General features: G+C 61.0%; 15 protein-coding genes. 9 read left to right on the top strand and 6 right to left on the bottom strand.

Features of this window, described 5'->3' with window-relative positions:
• Positions 1-116: 116 nt before the first annotated feature.
• From SIN04_RS05120 to SIN04_RS05110, 3 genes are all read right to left on the bottom strand, one after another.
• The gene (locus tag SIN04_RS05120; protein ID WP_134486818.1) at positions 117-1,547 is read right to left on the bottom strand and encodes a homospermidine synthase; all 1,431 of its coding nucleotides are present in this window, start codon (positions 1,545-1,547) and stop codon (positions 117-119) included.
• Positions 1,548-1,738: 191 nt separating this feature from the next.
• Positions 1,739-2,326 carry a GNAT family N-acetyltransferase gene (locus tag SIN04_RS05115; RefSeq protein ID WP_134486815.1) on the bottom strand — a complete coding sequence of 196 codons (588 nt, stop codon included), beginning with the start codon at positions 2,324-2,326 and terminating at the stop codon, positions 1,739-1,741.
• 153 nt (positions 2,327-2,479) lie between these two features.
• The gene (locus SIN04_RS05110) at positions 2,480-3,610 is read right to left on the bottom strand and encodes a type III PLP-dependent enzyme (RefSeq protein ID WP_134486813.1); all 1,131 of its coding nucleotides are present in this window, start codon (positions 3,608-3,610) and stop codon (positions 2,480-2,482) included.
• Positions 3,611-4,364: 754 nt separating this feature from the next.
• Between SIN04_RS05110 and SIN04_RS05105 the strand changes: the two genes are divergently transcribed.
• From SIN04_RS05105 to SIN04_RS05095, 3 genes are read left to right on the top strand one after another with little or no spacing between them, the layout of a single operon-like run.
• On the top strand, positions 4,365-5,936 hold the full coding sequence (locus SIN04_RS05105) for a glucan biosynthesis protein (RefSeq protein ID WP_134486810.1): 1,572 nt from the start codon (positions 4,365-4,367) through the stop codon (positions 5,934-5,936).
• A 27-nt stretch (positions 5,937-5,963) separates the two neighbouring features.
• Positions 5,964-6,419 carry a GNAT family N-acetyltransferase gene (locus tag SIN04_RS05100; protein ID WP_134486807.1) on the top strand — a complete coding sequence of 152 codons (456 nt, stop codon included), beginning with the start codon at positions 5,964-5,966 and terminating at the stop codon, positions 6,417-6,419.
• A 22-nt stretch (positions 6,420-6,441) separates the two neighbouring features.
• The gene (locus tag SIN04_RS05095; RefSeq protein ID WP_341264265.1) at positions 6,442-7,356 is read left to right on the top strand and encodes an FkbM family methyltransferase; all 915 of its coding nucleotides are present in this window, start codon (positions 6,442-6,444) and stop codon (positions 7,354-7,356) included.
• 58 nt (positions 7,357-7,414) lie between these two features.
• Here SIN04_RS05095 and SIN04_RS05090 read toward each other — a convergent pair whose 3' ends face one another.
• Entirely contained in the window at positions 7,415-8,221 is an 807-nt protein-coding gene (locus tag SIN04_RS05090) for a creatininase family protein (RefSeq protein ID WP_134486801.1), read from the bottom strand.
• 165 nt (positions 8,222-8,386) lie between these two features.
• On the opposite strand from SIN04_RS05090, the gene SIN04_RS05085 reads away from it, so the two are divergent.
• The 5 genes from SIN04_RS05085 to SIN04_RS05065 all read left to right on the top strand — a co-directional run bounded on the left by SIN04_RS05085 (position 8,387) and on the right by SIN04_RS05065 (position 12,945).
• On the top strand, positions 8,387-9,352 hold the full coding sequence (locus SIN04_RS05085; protein ID WP_134492289.1) for an ABC transporter substrate-binding protein: 966 nt from the start codon (positions 8,387-8,389) through the stop codon (positions 9,350-9,352).
• 31 nt (positions 9,353-9,383) lie between these two features.
• Positions 9,384-10,145, top strand: coding sequence for an ABC transporter ATP-binding protein (locus SIN04_RS05080; protein ID WP_341264264.1), 762 nt, complete (start codon positions 9,384-9,386; stop codon positions 10,143-10,145).
• Entirely contained in the window at positions 10,142-10,924 is a 783-nt protein-coding gene (locus tag SIN04_RS05075; protein ID WP_134486795.1) for an ABC transporter permease, read from the top strand. The genes SIN04_RS05080 and SIN04_RS05075 overlap by 4 nt, the downstream gene beginning before the upstream one ends.
• Positions 10,925-10,984: 60 nt before the next feature.
• Entirely contained in the window at positions 10,985-11,986 is a 1,002-nt protein-coding gene (locus SIN04_RS05070) for an adenosine kinase (RefSeq protein WP_134486792.1), read from the top strand.
• Positions 11,987-12,228: 242 nt separating this feature from the next.
• Positions 12,229-12,945 (top strand): DUF1796 family putative cysteine peptidase, encoded by a 717-nt coding sequence (locus SIN04_RS05065; protein WP_341264263.1) that lies wholly within the window; start codon positions 12,229-12,231, stop codon positions 12,943-12,945.
• 7 nt (positions 12,946-12,952) lie between these two features.
• Here SIN04_RS05065 and hemA read toward each other — a convergent pair whose 3' ends face one another.
• Positions 12,953-14,266 carry a 5-aminolevulinate synthase gene (gene hemA, locus SIN04_RS05060; protein WP_134486786.1) on the bottom strand — a complete coding sequence of 438 codons (1,314 nt, stop codon included), beginning with the start codon at positions 14,264-14,266 and terminating at the stop codon, positions 12,953-12,955.
• A gap of 321 nt (positions 14,267-14,587) precedes the next feature.
• Here hemA and SIN04_RS05055 point away from each other — a divergent pair, with 321 nt between their 5' ends.
• A complete protein-coding gene (locus SIN04_RS05055; RefSeq protein WP_134486783.1) occupies positions 14,588-15,598 on the top strand; it encodes an NAD-dependent epimerase/dehydratase family protein in 1,011 nt (336 codons plus the stop codon).
• Between the two features lie 58 nt (positions 15,599-15,656).
• Here the strand turns inward: SIN04_RS05055 and SIN04_RS05050 are convergent, their stop codons facing one another.
• Complete coding sequence (locus SIN04_RS05050) at positions 15,657-16,358, bottom strand: hypothetical protein (RefSeq protein ID WP_134486780.1); 702 nt, start codon at positions 16,356-16,358, stop codon at positions 15,657-15,659.
• Between the last annotated feature and the right edge of the window lie 388 nt (positions 16,359-16,746).

Genomic DNA, 16,746 nt, shown 5'->3' with positions numbered 1-16,746 from the left:
CTCAAGCCCTCATAGCGAAGAGGCCCCAAAGGGGCCTCTCTACCCACGGGGCGGGCTTGCTCCGTTGGCTCACACCTTCAAGACGCGCCCTTGGGGCGCTTCTCGGGATGTGCTTTTTACCGCACGATGACGTTCTTGAATTGCCACGGGCTATCCGTGTCGAGGTCTTCGGCGAACAAAACGCCCCTGTCCTTCAGCGGCGTCCAATCGGTATATTCGCCGACGACAGGCCCGAGATAGGGGCGCTGAACTTCAAGGCAACGCTGAAAATCGAGTTCGTCCGCCTCGACAATGCCAGCGCGCGGATTCTCCAGCGCCCAGACCATGCCGGCGAGGACAGCCGAGCTTACCTGCAGCCCGGTGGCGTTCTGATAGGGCGCAACGCGGCGCGTTTCCTCGACCGAGAGCTGCGAGCCATACCAATAGGCGTTTTTCGCATGACCATAGAGAAGCACGCCGAGTTCATCGATGCCGTCGACGATCTCGTCCTCCTCCAGAATGTGCGATTCCTCCTGTGCGCGCCATTGCGCGCCCGCCATCTCATCGAGCGATAAAACGGCGTCGTCAGCCGGGCGATAGGCATAGTGGCAGGTCGGCCGGTAAACCACCTCGCCGGCTTCGCGCACGGTAAAATAGTCGGCGATCGAAATCGATTCATTATGCGTAATCAGCCAGCCATGCTGCGCTTTCGCCGTCGGCGTCCAGGAGCGCACCCGCGTGCCGGCGCCGGGACGCATCAGATAGATCGCGCAATCGGGGCCGAAAGCGTGCCGCTTGCCCTCTGGGGGCAAATGCTTCTCATGCGTGCCCCAGCCGAGTTCGGCTGGCTGCAGGCCTTCCGAGATGAAGCCTTCGACCGACCAGGTGTTGACGAAAACCCCCATCGGCTTGGGCGAACGCGCGCGCTGCGTGTCGCGCTCGGCGATGTGGATGCCTTCGACTCCGACCTGGCGGGCGAGGTCCGCCCAGTGCTGACGTGTCGTCGGAGCCTCGGCCTCTATTCCGCAATCAGCGGCGACATTCAAAAGCGCCTGCTTGACGAACCAGGACACCATGCCAGGATTGGCGCCGCAGCAGGAAATCGCCGTGGGTCCGGGACCGATCGCCCTGCGTAAATCAAGCACCGCCTCGCGCAGCGCATAGTTCGAGCGTTCGGACTGCGTCAGCCGCGTGTCGGTATAAAATCCAACCCAGGGCTCGGCGACCGTGTCGATATAGAGCGCGCCGACCTCATGGCAAAGACGCATGATCGCAGCTGAGGAGACGTCGACGGAGAGATTGACGAGAAAAGCCTGGCCCTCGCCCTCGGTGAGCAAGGGCTTCAGGAGATCGACGAAGTTTCCCCGCGTGACGGCTTCCTTCACGAAAGCGATGCCGCGCTCATCGAGCAGATGACGGTCCTTGTCTTCGGGGTCGATGACGGTGAAGCGCGCCTTGTCGAAGGTGAAATGCCGCTCGATCAGGGGCAATATTCCGCGCCCGATCGAGCCGAAGCCGATCAGGACGATCGGACCTGTAATCGCGCCATGCACGGGCCATTGCGACATTCATTTATCTCCAGATAGAGTTGAGGATGCAAACGCGCCTCTCCTCGCGACTATGCAACGCGGACAGCCAAGTCAAGGATAAGGACTCACGGCGCCGAGACCGGGGACCAAGTTACAGCCGCTCATCGCAGCCGGAAGCCGACTGAAGATGAAAGCACACTCCCGTGTCGCCCTCATGACCAGGAATCCGATCAGGCGGCCTCGCGCAGACCCACGCCGGCGGCAGGACCCGTCGGCGTGACGAGACCTTTCGCGCGCCGCAACGCGCCCGCGACGAGTTCGAGGCCGAGGAACCGAGCCTCATCGACCGGCCCCGGCAGGATGAGGTTTTGCGTGTGGCGGCGCGAAAATCCGAACGCTTCGTAATAGGGCGCGTCTCCAACCAGCAGCACCGCGCTATGTCCCGAAACGAAAGCGCGAAACAGCGCTTCAGCCATCAGCCTGCGGCCGAATCCGCGTGAGCGATGCGATGCCGCGATCGCGAGCGGCCCCAGCAGCAGGGCGTCGACGCCGCCGGCGTCGACATGCCACAGACGCAGCGTCCCGATCAGCGCGTCGGCGTCCTTCATGACCAGCGCCAGCCCGTCGGCGGGCGCCCGACCTTCACGCAGCCGCTCGGCGGTTTTTTCGAATCGCGCCGGGCCGAAAGCTACGTCAAGCAACGCCTCCCGCGCAAAAAAATCGGCGCCGGCTTCGTCGGCGATATAGATCTGAGGTTCGCTGACGCGTCCGATAACGACAGGCGCCTCAGCTACGAAATGGTTCAGGATCAAGGTCATCAGAGCCTCCGCCGGCTGCGCCGGGATGCGCGACGACCCTCGCACCGTGCAGGCGTTTCAAGCGCCTGCCGGCCGTACGGGACAAAGAAAGTGGATGCGGCGGGAGAGAACGCGTTCCTCGCGCCCGTTTCAGGCTAGCAGCTTAAAGCCCGTTCAAATCACATAGGATTTGAGCGGCGGAAAGCCGTTGAAGCCGACGGTGGAATAGGTCGTCGTATAGGCGCCCGTTCCCTCGATCAAAACTTTCGCTCCGATCTCAAGGCTGACGGGAAGGTCGTAAGGATCCTTCTCGTAGAGAACGTCAACCGAATCGCAGCTCGGCCCGGCCAGAACGCAAGGCTCCGTCGCATCGCCGTCGAAGGGCGTGCGGATCGGATAACGGATCATCTCGTCCATCGTCTCGGCGAGCCCATTGAACTTGCCGATGTCGAGATAGACCCACTTCACCGTGTCGGCGTCGGACTTCTTCGAGATCAGCACAACCTCCGCCTCGATCACGCCGGCGTTGCCGACCATGCCGCGACCCGGCTCGATGATCGTCTCTGGAATGTGATTGCCAAAATGGGTGCGCAGAGACTGCATGATCGACTGCGCATAGGCGTTCACCGCCGGGACATTCTTCAGATATTTGGTCGGAAATCCGCCGCCGAGATTGACCATCTGCAACGCGACGCCGCGATCAGCGAGATCGCGGAAGATCATGGAGGCGGCCTTCAGCGCGCCATCCCACTGGCCCGGATTGCGCTGCTGCGATCCGACATGGAACGACAGGCCATAGGCCTGAAGGCCGAGGCGATGCGCGTGCTCCAGCACCCGCGGCGCCAGTTCGACGTCGCAGCCAAATTTACGCGACAGCGGCCATTCGGCGCCGGCGCCGTCGCAGAGCAGCCGGCAGAACACTTTGGAACCGGGCGCAACGCGGGCGATCTTCTCGACTTCGGCTTCGCAATCGACGGCGAAGAGACGAACGCCAAGTTCAAAAGCGCGCGCAATATCGCGTTCTTTCTTGATCGTGTTGCCGTAGCTGATGCGGTCCGGCGTCGCGCCGCTTGCGAGCGCCTGCTCGATCTCGGCGACGGAGGCCGCGTCGAAGCACGAGCCGAGATTCGCAAGCAGCTCGAGCACGCGCGGATCGGGGTTCGCCTTCACAGCGTAAAAGACGCGCGTATCCGGCAGGGCGTGCACGAAAGACATATAGTTCTCGCGCACGACATCGAGGTCGAGCACAAGGCACGGCCCGTCTTCGCGGCGGTTGCGGAGAAATTCGAGGATACGATCGGTCATCGCGGCATCCCTTCGAAGGGTGCGGGCATTCCGCACCGAAACGAACAAACTTCGGGGTGAAAGGCGATGCTGAAGATCCGTCCGCGCTTTGGAGACGCGAAAGGTTCAGTTGACCCGCCATTCGCGACCGACTCCGTTTCCACGAGGCAAGACCTCGCGGAGCGTCGCCGATCCGATGCTGCGCCGTTGGACAATCACACCACGGGCCGAGCGCAAAAACGCCGTCCAGAGTGTTCATGGCCTTCGCTTGGAGTGGGAAATCCCCTCCGCACGCCCGGCAAGATAGACTAGCCTCTTCGGTAAGCCAGCTTTGGAGGCTGGCAGAGACGAAAAAGCCCGGTCCGTCGTTGCTTTAAGTCGCGTCCCCCGTTTGGCGGGGTTCGCCGGTTCGCCTCCGGCTGTCGGTCCTTTTCAGGCGGTTAACCGGCCTCTTGTCCGGATCCCCGCCAACCGACACACGACCACAGGCACGTGCGAAAATGGGCAAAGGCAGAAATAGGGAGATTCGCGCGGAACACAAGCATTTTTTTCTAAATTGATTGAAAGGAATGCGCATTTCCGCCGCGAAATTGCAATCCATAGGGTTCTGCCGCGGGAAACCGCTATTTGCCGGTTTTCAAATTCGAAATCCGCTGTGCCGGATGCCTTATATGCCTTGCTGCGGGGCCAAAAGCCCATTACCCCCATGAAAACTAAAATCCCCCCAATCAATCGTCCGCCGCGCGATCCGCGACCTTTCAAAGCCTGATTGCTCATGACCGATCTCACCCGCCGCACGCTCGTCAAAGGCCTCGTCGCGTCGAGCGCATTGACCACGCATATGAAATCCGCCACCGCGCAACCGGGCCAGCCGGCCGCGCCGCCGCCATCGAAATTCGATTTCGAGGACGTCCTGCGCCGCGCGCGCGATCTCGCGACCGCCCCCTTCGACGCCGCCGTCGCGCCGCTGCCGGAAGCACTGAGCAAGCTCGATTTCGACGCCTGGCGCGACATCCGCTTCCGGCCGGACAAGGCCTTTCTCGCCGGCAACGGCAGCCAGTTCCGGCTGCAGCTTTTCCATCTTGGCCATCTGTTCAAACGGCCGGTGACGATCAATACGATCAGGGACGGGATCCCGACTCCGATCCCTTTCACCACCAGCCTTTTCGACTATGGCCGCACCAAGCCCGAGAAGCCACTGCCGGTCAATCTCGGCTTCGCCGGGTTTCGCCTGCATTATCCGCTGAATTCGCCCAAGGTTTTCGACGAGACGATCGCCTTCCTCGGCGCCAGCTATTTCCGTTTTCTCGGCCGGGGCCAACGCTACGGCATGTCGGCGCGGGCGCTCGCAATCGGAGCGGGAACCGACGAAGAGGAGTTCCCCTTCTTCCGCGAATTCTGGATAGAGACGCCAGAACCCAACGCCGACCGGGCGACGATCTACGGCCTGCTCGACAGCCCTTCGACCACGGGGGCCTTCCGGTTCGACGTCTACCCGGGGGCCGATACGGCCATCGAGGTCTCGTCCACCCTGTTTCCCCGCAACGCCAACGTCAAATTCGGCCTCGCTCCGCTGACCTCGATGTTCTTTCTTGGCGAGAATGATCACCGCTTCAACGATGATTTTCGTCCTGAACTGCATGATTCGGACGGGCTGCTGATTCACTCCGGCACCGGCGAATGGATCTGGCGTCCGCTGCGCAATCCGGCAAAGCCCGAGAGCTCATCCTTTTTCGATCACGACATCAAAGGTTTCGGCCTGCTCCAGCGCGACCGCGATTTCGAGCATTATCAGGATCTCGATCTCGCCTATGAACTGCGGCCAAGCTATTTCGTCGAGCCGCGCGACAGCTGGGGCGAGGGCCATATCGATCTCGTCGAGCTGCCGACCGAACACGAGACCAACGACAATATCGTCGCCTCCTTCACGCCGAAAGACTCTCCAGAGCCGAACAAGCCCTTCAGCTACGGCTACCGTCTGACCGCGAGCCTCAATCTTTCGCGGCTTTCCCCGAACGCGCGAGCGCTCAACACCTATCAGACGACTGCGGCGGCGCTCGGCTCGGCGGAGCCTGTGACGCCTGGCTCGCGCCGCTTCATCATCGATTTCGTCGGCGGCGATCTGCCCTATTATTCAGCGGACCCGTCCCTCGTCGAAGTCGTTCCTTCAACGAGCCAGGGCAAGATCGTGCGCTCTTTCATCGTGCCGAATCCTCACACCAAGGGTTTCCGGGCGGCGCTCGACGTGCAGTTAGAGGCCGGTCAGTCGACGGATCTTCGCGCCTTTCTGCGCACGGGCTCGCGGGCGCTGACCGAGACATGGACTTACCCGTGGCGAGCCGAATAGGCTGCGGCAAGATTTGGAGACGACGGGATGATGGTGCGCCCGGCGACGCCCGCGGACCTGCCCACGATCGAGGCGATCGAGAACGCGGTTTTCGATGGCGATCGGCTGTCGCGCCGGAGCCTGCGCTATTTTCTGACCGTCAAGACGTCGCTGATGCTAGTGCTGGCTTCGAGCGACCATATCCGCGGCTATAGCCTTATCGGTTTCCGCAAGGGTTCGCTGAAGGCCCGGCTCTATTCCATCGCACTCGATCCGGCCGAGCATGGCCGCGGCCTCGGCCGCTTCCTGCTGCACGCCAGCGAACGCGCCGCTAAGGCCCATGGCGCTGATTTTATGCGGCTCGAAGTGCGCATCGACAACGCCGCCGCGATCGCTCTTTACGAAAAGAACGGCTATCGCGTCTTCGACCGCATCGAGGACTATTATGAGGATGGCGGCGAGGCCCTGCGATTCCAGAAGCCGCTGCCGCCGGATGGCAATTAGAAAGCGTGCCTGGCCTTGACGATTGGCGTTGAGCAATCATTGCCCAAATGTTACGACGAATTTCATTGATTGGAGGGGCGGAGCATTGCAACCCAATTGGCAAATGAATGCGTCTTCCAAAGCATCCAGCAGCGATTTGCTTGGCCGGTTTCGGGAAATCGTCTCCGATCCGATCAATCTTCTCATCGAACGCGTTCCGCAAGCCGGTTTTGTTGAAGATAATCTCGTCTGCCTACATAATGGAAATCGAGTTCAATTTTCTGGGAAGGACGCCTATTACGAAGGCTTCAGCGACATTCTTGTCATTAATCGGGGCGTTCACGAACCCCTCGAGGAATTTGCTTTCCAGGAATGTTTGAAGGTGCTTCCCCAATTTCCCTCGATGCTAGAACTCGGGGCTTATTGGGCGCACTATTCAATGTGGTTGAAGAAGAAGCGTCCCGGCGCCGCAGTGACAATGGTCGAGCCTGACGCAGACAATCTGCGCGTTGGATCGGCGAATTTCAAATTGAACAATTATCAAGGCGAGTTCAGGCAGGCCTTTGTTGGTAAAGATCACTTCGAGGTGGATGCTTTTCTTGAAAGCCGCGACGCGAGCCATCTCGACATCCTGCATTCCGACATTCAAGGCTTTGAAGTCGAGATGCTTGATGGCGCTTCGAGATCGCTGTCGCAGAACAAGGTAAATTACCTTTTCATCTCGACCCATTCTCAAGAATTGCACTATGAAGTCGCCAATAAATTGAAGTCGCTGAATTATCGGATCGAAATCTCAAGCGATTTCGAGTTCGAAACGACGTCCTATGACGGGCTTGTGTTCGCCTCTAGCCCATTGGTCGCGCCGGTGCTCGATGACCATCTGCCGTTCGGCCGTTGCGACATTCCTGGCCTCGCGCCAGCTGATTTAGTCGCCCGGCTGCGTCGCTTCCTACCGTAAGATTTACATTCTATCCTACTGGAATAAATTCCGCAGGGGCTGGCTGAAGCGGGTCCAATTACCCCCTCGGTCCCGGCTTCAGCCGCGACAGGTCGAAACCCTCGATATCCTGCAAAAGCTCGATGAAAGCCGTCGCGCCATAATCGGCATAGGCATCGCCTTTGCGCGCCGTGGCGGCGCTGGCGTCGCCCATCGCGCCCGATTCGGAAAGGTCCTGGCTCATCCAGCCAAAGCCGGTCGGCCGGCCCGCGCGCAGCCAGTTGAAATCGCTTTCGATCGCGATGCTGCCGGAGGTGAAATCACCTGCTTCTTCAAAGCGCACGAGGTCTGGACGAAAGCTCAACATGAGGGAGGTTTCGATGTCGCCGCCGTGAATGCCATGCAGTTTTTCTTCGTCCGAAAAGAGCCCGTCCGGCGCGCCGAAACGATGCCAGGTGGCCATCACGACAAACATGCCGAGCCTTGCGCGAAGGTCATGCGCGATAATGTCGAGAATCGAGACATTGCCGCCGTGGGAATTCAGCAGCACCAGCTTGCGGCAGCCGGCGCGATAAACGCATTCGGCGAGTTCCGTCCAGGCCTTGATGACGGTCGTCGCCGAGAGCGTGAGGGCGCCTGGAAAATCGCTGTGCTCGATGGAGCAGCCTGAGGTCTGAACGGGCAGAAAAAGAACCGGCAGTTCGGCGGGCAGACGCGCGAGAACTTGCGCGATATAGCCTTCCATGATGAAGGAATCGACGCCGACCGGCAGATGCGGGCCATGCTGCTCGATCGCGGCGAGGGGAAGCACCGCGATGACGTCGTCCATATCGGCCTCGTCAAAGTCGGTCCAGCTCATCTCCGACCAGAACCGCGTGTGCAGCATCGCGTTGGTGATCCTTTTGGCGCGGCGGCGGGCTCAGGGCCCAGAGCTTGCATATTTTCGAGGCGCAAGCAAATAAGCAAGCGCGCCGCGCTTCTCGCGACGCCAAGCGCTCAAGAAAGCCCTCCGTTGAGACAGATTCTTTCTCTCTTTCTTGGCTTTGCTTCGATGCTGACGGCCGCGATCCCGGCCGCCGCGCTCGATAAGGTCACTTTCGCGACCAACTGGCTCGCCGAAGCCGAACATGGCGGCTTCTATCAGGCGCTCGCCGACGGCACCTATGCGAAATACGGTCTCGACGTCACGATCCTGCAAGGCGGCCCCCAGACCAACAACAGGCTGCTGCTGGCGGCCGGAAAGATCGAGTTCAATCTCGGCGCCAATCTGATCCAGACTTTCGACGCGGCCTCCGAAAATATCCCCATCGTCGCGGTCGCCTCGATGTTTCAAAAGGATCCCTTCATTTTGATGTCGCATCCGGGCGTCGGCCTCGACCGCATGGAGGATCTTCCGAAAGCGACCGCCTTCATCGGCAAGGACGCGTTCGTCTCCGTCTATCAGTGGCTGAAGACCGCCTCTGGCTTCAGGGAAGACAAGGTCCAGCCCTATGCGTTCAACGCCGCGCCCTTCATCCGTGACAAGAACTCGATTCAGCAAGGCTATGCGACGTCAGAACCTTTTGAGATCGAGCGCGAAGGCGGATTCAAGCCGAATGTCTTTCTCATCGCCGACTATGGCTATGATTCCTATTCGACCCTGATCGAAACCCGGCGCGATCTGATCGAGAAAAACCCTGACCTCGTGCAGCGATTCGTCGACGCCTCGATCATCGGGTGGATGCATTACATCTATGGCGACAACGCCAAGGCCAATGCGCTGATCCGTCGCGACAACCCGGACATCAGCGCGGACCTTCTCGCCTATTCGGTCGCCAGGATGAGGGAGATCGGCATCGTCGATTCGGGCGCGGCTCTAAAACTCGGCGTCGGCGCGATGAGGAAACAGCGCATCGACAGTTTCTTCGCAAAAATGGTCGCGGCCGGGCTTTTCAAACAAAATCTCGACTACGACCGGGCCTATACGTTGCAATTCGTCAACAAGGGCGTGGGGCTCGATCTCAGGCCGCATCCATGAGTCCTCCACGGTTGCGTTCGCCATGCTGAAGATGAGCGGATCTCGCGCGCTCGTCTCCCTGCGCGGCGTCGGCAAACGCTTCGCCAATGGCGTGACGGCTCTCGAAGGCGTCGATCTCGAAATCCGCGGCGGCGAACTCCTGACCCTGCTCGGGCCATCCGGCTGCGGCAAGTCGACGATCTTGCGGCTGATCGCGGGGCTTGACGCGGTAAGCTCCGGTCAATTGATCCGGCGCTTTGAGGATGTCGCAGCCGCCGTAGGCTTCGTCTTCCAGGACCCGACCCTGATGCCCTGGGGCAGCGTCTTCGACAACGTCTATTTGCCGCTGCGCCTTCGCGGCCAGAGCCGCCGGGCGGCCGCGCCGGCGGTCAGCGAGGCCTTGGAGCTCGTCGGCCTCGCCGATGTCAAGACTGCCTATCCGCGCGAATTGTCGGGCGGCATGCGCATGCGCGTCTCCATCGCGCGCGCGCTCGTGCTGCGGCCTCTGCTTTTGCTGATGGACGAGCCCTTCGCCGCGCTCGATGAAATTTCGCGTTTCCAGCTGAACGATGAACTGCTGCGTCTCAAGGAGGAGAGCGGCGCGACGATCGTCTTCGTCACGCATTCGATCTATGAAAGCGCCTATCTTTCGACCCGCATCGCAGTCATGGGGCGAAAACCCGGCCGCATCACGGCCGAAATCGCCAACGACGCGCCGCGCGACGACTTTCGCTCGAGTCCGGCCTTTGCCCTGCTCTGCCAGCGGACCTCAGAAGCATTGCAGCGGGCGATGCACGATGGAGCCGCGTCATGAGAGCGCCCGACTGGCGCCGCCGCCTCGGGCCGCCCGCTGCGGTTCTCGCGGCGGCGCTGATCGTCTGGGAGGCGCTGGTGCACCTTTACGATGTGCCGCCCTATATTCTGCCGGCGCCGACGCTGGTGCTGACGACGCTCGCGACGGATCGCGCGATTCTTTTTCCGGCGCTGCTTGTCACACTTTCGACGACGCTCGAAGCGCTGGCGTTGGCGGTCGTCGGCGGCGTCCTTCTGGCCGCCCTTTTTGCCCAATCGAAATGGGTCGAGCGGGCCTTTTTGCCGGTCGCGATCATTTTGCAGGTGACGCCGATCATCGCCATCGCGCCTTTGCTTCTCATCTATCTCGACGCCGCGAGCGCCGTGCGCGTCTGCGCTTTCCTCGTCGCCTTTTTTCCCATCCTTTCAAATACCGCTTTCGGCCTTGCGTCGGTCGATCGTAATCTTGTCGATCTTTTCACGCTCTATCGCGCCTCGCGCTGGCGCACGCTGTATTTGCTGCGAATGCCCGCCGCCCTGCCCTATTTCCTCAGCGGATTGCGCATCGGCGGCGGCCTTGCGCTCGTCGGCGCGATCGCCGCGGAGCTGGCGGCCGGCGCCGCCGGCAAGGGCGCCGGCCTCGCCTTTCGCATCATTGAGGCCGGCTACCGGCTGAACATTCCGCGCATGTTCGCGGCCCTCTTTCTGATCTCGCTGACCGGCGTCGCCATCTTCGCCATGCTGTCGGCACTCTCGGGCGCCATGCTCGCCCGCTGGCATGAAAGCGCGCTTGATCGGTAGACTCCCGCGCCGCATCGGCTAAATTTCAAAGCCGCAACCCGAACCTAAAGAAAGCCGCTCATGACCTCCTGCCCTTATCACGTTCTTGGCCTCGGCAACGCCATCGTGGATGTCATCAGCCGCGCCGACGATGATTTTCTCATCGCGCAGGGCTTGCGCAAGGGCGGCATGACCCTGATCGACGAAGCGCGCGCCGAACAGCTTTTCGAGGCGATGGGGCCGGCGACGATCGTTTCGGGCGGCTCAGCCGCCAATACGATCATCGGCCTTGCGAGCCTTGGCTGCGAGACGGCCTTCATCGGCAAGGTCAAGGCCGACGACCTCGGCGGCCTGTTCGCCCATGACATCCGCGCCGCCAAGGTCGGATTTTCCACGCCGCCGGCTGATGCGGGAACGGCGAGCGCGCGCTGCCTCATCGTCGTGACGCCTGACGGCCAGCGCACCATGAGCACCTTTCTCGGCGCCTGTCAGGACCTGGCGGAAGAAGACGTCGACGAGGATCTCGTCAGACAGTCGGCCGTGACCTATCTCGAAGGCTATCTTTGGGATCCGCCAGCCGCCAAGGCAGCCTTCGTCAAGGCCTCGAAAATCGCCCGCGCCGCCGGACGGGAAGTCGCCCTGTCGCTGTCCGATTCGTTTTGCGTCGACCGCTATCGCGACGAATTTCTGGGGCTGATGCGCTCGGGCGCCGTGCAGATTATTTTCGCCAATGAAAGCGAATTGCATTCTCTCTATGAGACCGCCGATTTCGGCGCCGCTCTCGCGCAGCTCCAAAGCGAGAATGTGCTCGGCGTCGTGACGCGGTCGGAGCAAGGCTGCGTCATCGTCAAAGGCGCAGAGATTTTGACCGCGCCCGCCTTTCCGGTCGAAACAGTCGTCGACACCACAGGCGCCGGCGATCTTTTCGCGGCGGGATTTCTGGCGGGCTACACAAAGGAGCGCGATCTTGTCAGCTGCGCAAAACTCGGCGCTCTCGCGGCCGCCGAGATCATCCAGCACCTCGGCGCAAGGCCGCAGACGGACCTGGCCCAGCTCGCCGCCCAGAATGGGCTCGCGCCCTAGGGCGCTTTCCGATCGAATGGAGTCATTCGATCGATCAGAAATCGCTCCAGATTCAAAAACTTGAGCATATCCTTGTCGATCAGATCGAACCGATCTGATCGGAATATGCTCTAGCACAGGGCTTTTGTTTTACCGCATGATGTTTGTACGAAAAACCTGCAACACTTCGGCGTCATGTGTCAGGATTTGACGCAAACTGATTCCGTTGAGGCCAAGAAAGTGGTTCCTGCCGGTGCGAAGGGATGATGCGTCCTTTATGGCGACCCCTCCTTCCCTCCGCGCCGCGCCTGGTCGTCGATCGCATTATCAGCCTCGGCGCGCTGTGCGAAGTCGCGTTTCAGGGGCGCCGGCTCGGCCGCTCCGGCCGGGCTTATCCATTCGACTGGTGGATCACGCCGCTGCCAAGCGTCTCGATTGTGCTCGATCAAGGCGCGGCGGCCTGCTTCGCGCCCGAACAAATCATGAAGGTTCCCAATTACGGCGGAGAGCCAGCGCTCTATTCCTATCTCTCCCGCACGGTCCATCTGCATGAATATGGCAAGAATGTAGATTTTCTAGCGCTCGACGTCGAAACGATCGCGGAGAGGTTACAGGAAAAATATACGGCGCTTCACGCGCGCCTGCTGGCCGACTGCGCGACCGGAACAACCCTGTTCGTGCGCCAGCGGCTGCATGAGCATGACCCAACCGGACAGGATCTGGAGGATTCGCTTGAACGCCTTTGCGCGCAACTGGCCGCGATCGCAATCGACTGGCGCTTGCTGCTGCTCGATTATGAGCCCGTACGGCCGAGAGAGAGGCTGATCCAGGCTCATGCGCCAAGGCTGAGGGACGCCAACGACCTCGGCTCGGAAAAGGGCTGGAGCGCCCTCTTCCGCGCTTGCCGCATCGTCTGCCGGCGATCAGCGAGGCAATTTTCGTGGAACGATTTGCAGGAATCGTTCCGGGACCGGAGTTGACGGGCGCCTATTCGGCCGCGCGCTTGAATTCCGGGAAGGTGCATTGCGGGTCGACAGCGACCTTCTCGCGCCGGAATTCGACGACTTTCGGCTCTTCGACGAAGGGCAATTTCAGAGTCTGCCAGACGTCGACCAGAGCCTCGACGAGATCGGCGATGTGGGCGTCCGTATGCAGCGGGCTCGGCGTGATTCGCAGCCTCTCGGTTCCCTTCGCCACCGTCGGATAATTGATCGGCTGGATATATATCGAATGGCGATCAAGCAGCATGTCGGTGGCGGCCTTGCAAAGCTCTGCGTCGCCGACGAGGACTGGCACGATATGCGATGAATTCGGCATCACCGGCAGGCCCGCGGCGCTCAGCGCGTGCTTGGTCAGCATTGATTGGCGCTGATGCCGCGCGCGAAGTTCGGCGCCCTCCGCCCGCTTCAGCAGGCTGACGGCGGTCTTGGCGGCGACCGCGATGGACGGCGGCAGTGAGGTCGTGAAAATAAAGGACGGCGCATAGGAGCGCACAGCGTCGATGATCGCCGAATCGCCGGTGATATAGCCGCCGAGCGTGCCAAATCCTTTGGCGAGAGTGCCCTCGATGACGTCGATCCGCGCCATTGCGCCGTCACGCTCGCTGATGCCGCCGCCGCGTGCGCCATAAAGGCCAACCGCATGGACTTCGTCCATATAGGTCATGGCGTTGTAACGCTTTGCGAGATCGGCGATTTCATTGATCGGCGCAATATCGCCATTCATCGAATAGAGGCTCTCGAAGACGATGAGCTTGGCGCGCTCGCGCCCGGCCTCCGCCAGGAGCTCCTCGAGATGGGCGAGATCGTTGTGGCGGAAAATCCTGCGCTCCGCCTTCGAGCGGCGCACGCCTTCGATCATCGAATTATGGTTGAGCTGATCGGAAAGAATGAGACAGTCCGGCAGAATGTCGCCGATCGTTGAAATGGCGGCGAGATTTGAAATCCAGCCGGAGGTAAAGACGAGACCGGCCTCTTTGCCATGCAGGTCGGCGAGCTCGGCCTCGAGTTCGACGATTGGATGATTGTTGCCGGAGATATTGCGGGTTCCACCGGAGCCGACCCCATGCGCCGCAGCCGCGGCGCTCATGGCCTCGATCACTTTCGGATGGCGGCCCATGCACAGATAATCGTTGGAGCACCAGACCACGACGTCGACGATGGAATTCTCGGGTCCTTCTCCGCGTCGCCACAATGCGCGGGGAAAAGCTTCGGCGTCTCTCGCCAGATCGGCAAAAACGCGATAGCGCCTTTCACCCTTCAGCTTCGAAATCGCGTCATCGAAGAAGCGCCGATACTCCATTAGATCATTCCCTTGTGATCCGGCGCAATGCCGGATGGGCGGAAAAACCTCCGCTCAAGGCTCTATTGTGACAAAGTTCCTAGCGCAGGGCTTTGTAATTCCTTCGTAGTCTTCCGGGAAAGCATTTTTCAAGCGACAGATGGTCTCAGCGATGCTGCTGGCGTCCGAAATCCGCGATTTCGCCGTCAATTCGAAGTGAATGCGGGCCTGGATTGGCAATTGCGTACGAAACATGCGAGGGGATCACTCGTCATTCGGTCTTTTGCTTTAGTCAGCTTCTAGCAGGCCGTCAAATCCGTTTCGCCTCCAGCTTGTTGCACCATGCGCATTCTCGTAACCGGCAGCGCCGGATTCATTGGTTTCCATACCGCCGCCCGCCTTCTCGCCGACGGCCACGACGTCGTCGGCGTCGATGGCTTCACACCCTATTACGACCCGAAGCTCAAGCTGAAGCGGCATGAGATTTTGCAGCGGAGCCCCCGTTTTCGCGGCCATGCGATCCTGCTTGAAGACTTCGCGGCGCTTAAAGACGTTTATGGCGCCGGCTTCGACGCCGTCTATCATTTCGCCGCGCAGGCGGGGGTGAGGTACAGCCTCGACAATCCGCGCGCCTATGTCGACGCCAATCTCGTGGGAGCGTTCAACCTCCTGGAACTGATGCGCCAGTCGCCGCCGCGTCACGCGCTGATGGCTTCGACCTCATCGGTCTACGGGGCCAACGCCTCGATACCCTTCCGGGAAACCGATCGCACGGATCATCCCCTGACGCTTTACGCAGCATCAAAAAAGGCAAATGAGGAGATGGCGCACGCCTATGCGCATCTGTTCAAGATTCCGGTCACAATGCTGCGGTTCTTCACCGTCTATGGGCCTTGGGGACGTCCGGACATGGCGCTCTTCAAGTTTGCCGCGGCCCTCTTCGAAGGGCGTCCGATCGACGTTTATAATCACGGCAAAATGAAGCGGGATTTCACCTATGTCGATGATCTCGTGGAAGCCATGATTCGGCTGCTCGCGCATAGTCCTCCCGCCGTCGACGCGAGGCCTTCCCCGACGCCTGGGATAGACAGCCTGTCGCCCGTCGCGCCCTGGCGGGTCGTCAATATCGGGGCGCAAAGCCCTGTCGGACTGATGGATTTCATCGCCGCCATCGAGACGGCGACGGGCCTGCGCGCGACCTGCAATTTTCTGGAGATGCAGCAGGGCGACGTGCCCTTGACCTTCGCCGATACCGAGCTGCTGTTTCAGCTGACCGGCTTCAGGCCGACGACGCCTCTGGCTGACGGCGTCGAAGCCTTCATCGCCTGGTATCGCGCCTATTTTGGGCTCTGAGCCAAAAAAACGGCCGGGATAAACCGGCCGCTGCGCATTTCTTTCAGGCCCTTGACGGTCAGGGCGTGACCGATCCCCTCGCCCGCCCGCCCGGCACCTTGCACGAGCAACCGTTGCCGACAAAGGAGGTGTGATAGAGTTGGCAGGTCTTCACCGGCGTTGTGCAGAAGTCGCCGGCATTGCCGGTCGCGACGCTGCGCCCCGTCACGAGAGGAGCGGTCGTCACCACCTGTCCGGGAGTTGTGTAATACCCCGGCGCATAGGAATAGTTGCCATAAGCGTAGCCCGGATAGCCATAGGCGTAGCCGGGGTAATAGCCGTAAGTATCGTAAGGGTAGCCATAGTCCCAGGTGCTGGCCAGGCCGTAGCCAAGACCAAGACCGAGCAGGCCCGCGCCCAATCCATAGCCCCAGCCGTTATAACCCCAGCCGCCGTTCCAGCCGCGATTCCAGCCGCCGTTCCAGCCGCGGTTCCAGCCGCCGCCCCGCCAGCCGGCTCCACGCCATCCGCCGCCATGCCAGCCGCCGCCATGCCAGCCGCCGCCGCCAAACCCGCCGCCACGAAAACCGGCGCCATGGAAGCCGCCGCCAAACCCGCCGCCGCGAAAGCCGCCGCCATGGAAACCACCGCCAAACCCGCCGCCGTGGAAACCACCACCGCCGAATCCGCCGTGGCCGCCGCCGAAGGCCGAGGCCGGACCGCTGATGACAAGCGCGCCGCAAAGAGCAGCGGCGCTCGTCAATGCACCTAAGCGTTTCATTACGTTCTCCTTTGGAAATTGGCCCTCTGGCAACTAACTCCTGACAGAACACCATAGTTCCGCCGTCTTTCAGTCACGGTTAAGCGATCGCCTGGGGATTTTCGCCGATTTTCTGCAAGGCGCCGCGCGGGCTCGCGGACGCAGATGACCAGAGCATGTTCCGATCGGATTGTTTTATGCTGATCGAGGGGGATGTGCTCACGCTTTTGAATTTGCAGGAACATCCAGTCGACCGAATGGTCTCATCCGTCCGAGGCGCCCAAGGCATGGCGCCCCAAGGCGTGGCGCCCAAAAGTGGAAACCGGTTTTCGGGCCACATCATGCTCGAACCTATTGATGAAAGACGGATTTGGGAGGTTGGATCGAATCATGGCGCGGCGGGTGCATC

Origin of the sequence: Methylocella tundrae (assembly GCF_038024855.1) — a bacterium.
Classification (GTDB): domain Bacteria; phylum Pseudomonadota; class Alphaproteobacteria; order Rhizobiales; family Beijerinckiaceae; genus Methylocapsa; species Methylocapsa tundrae.
Note: the sequence above shows the minus strand (reverse complement) of the source record. Positions and strands in the feature narration are given on the sequence as shown.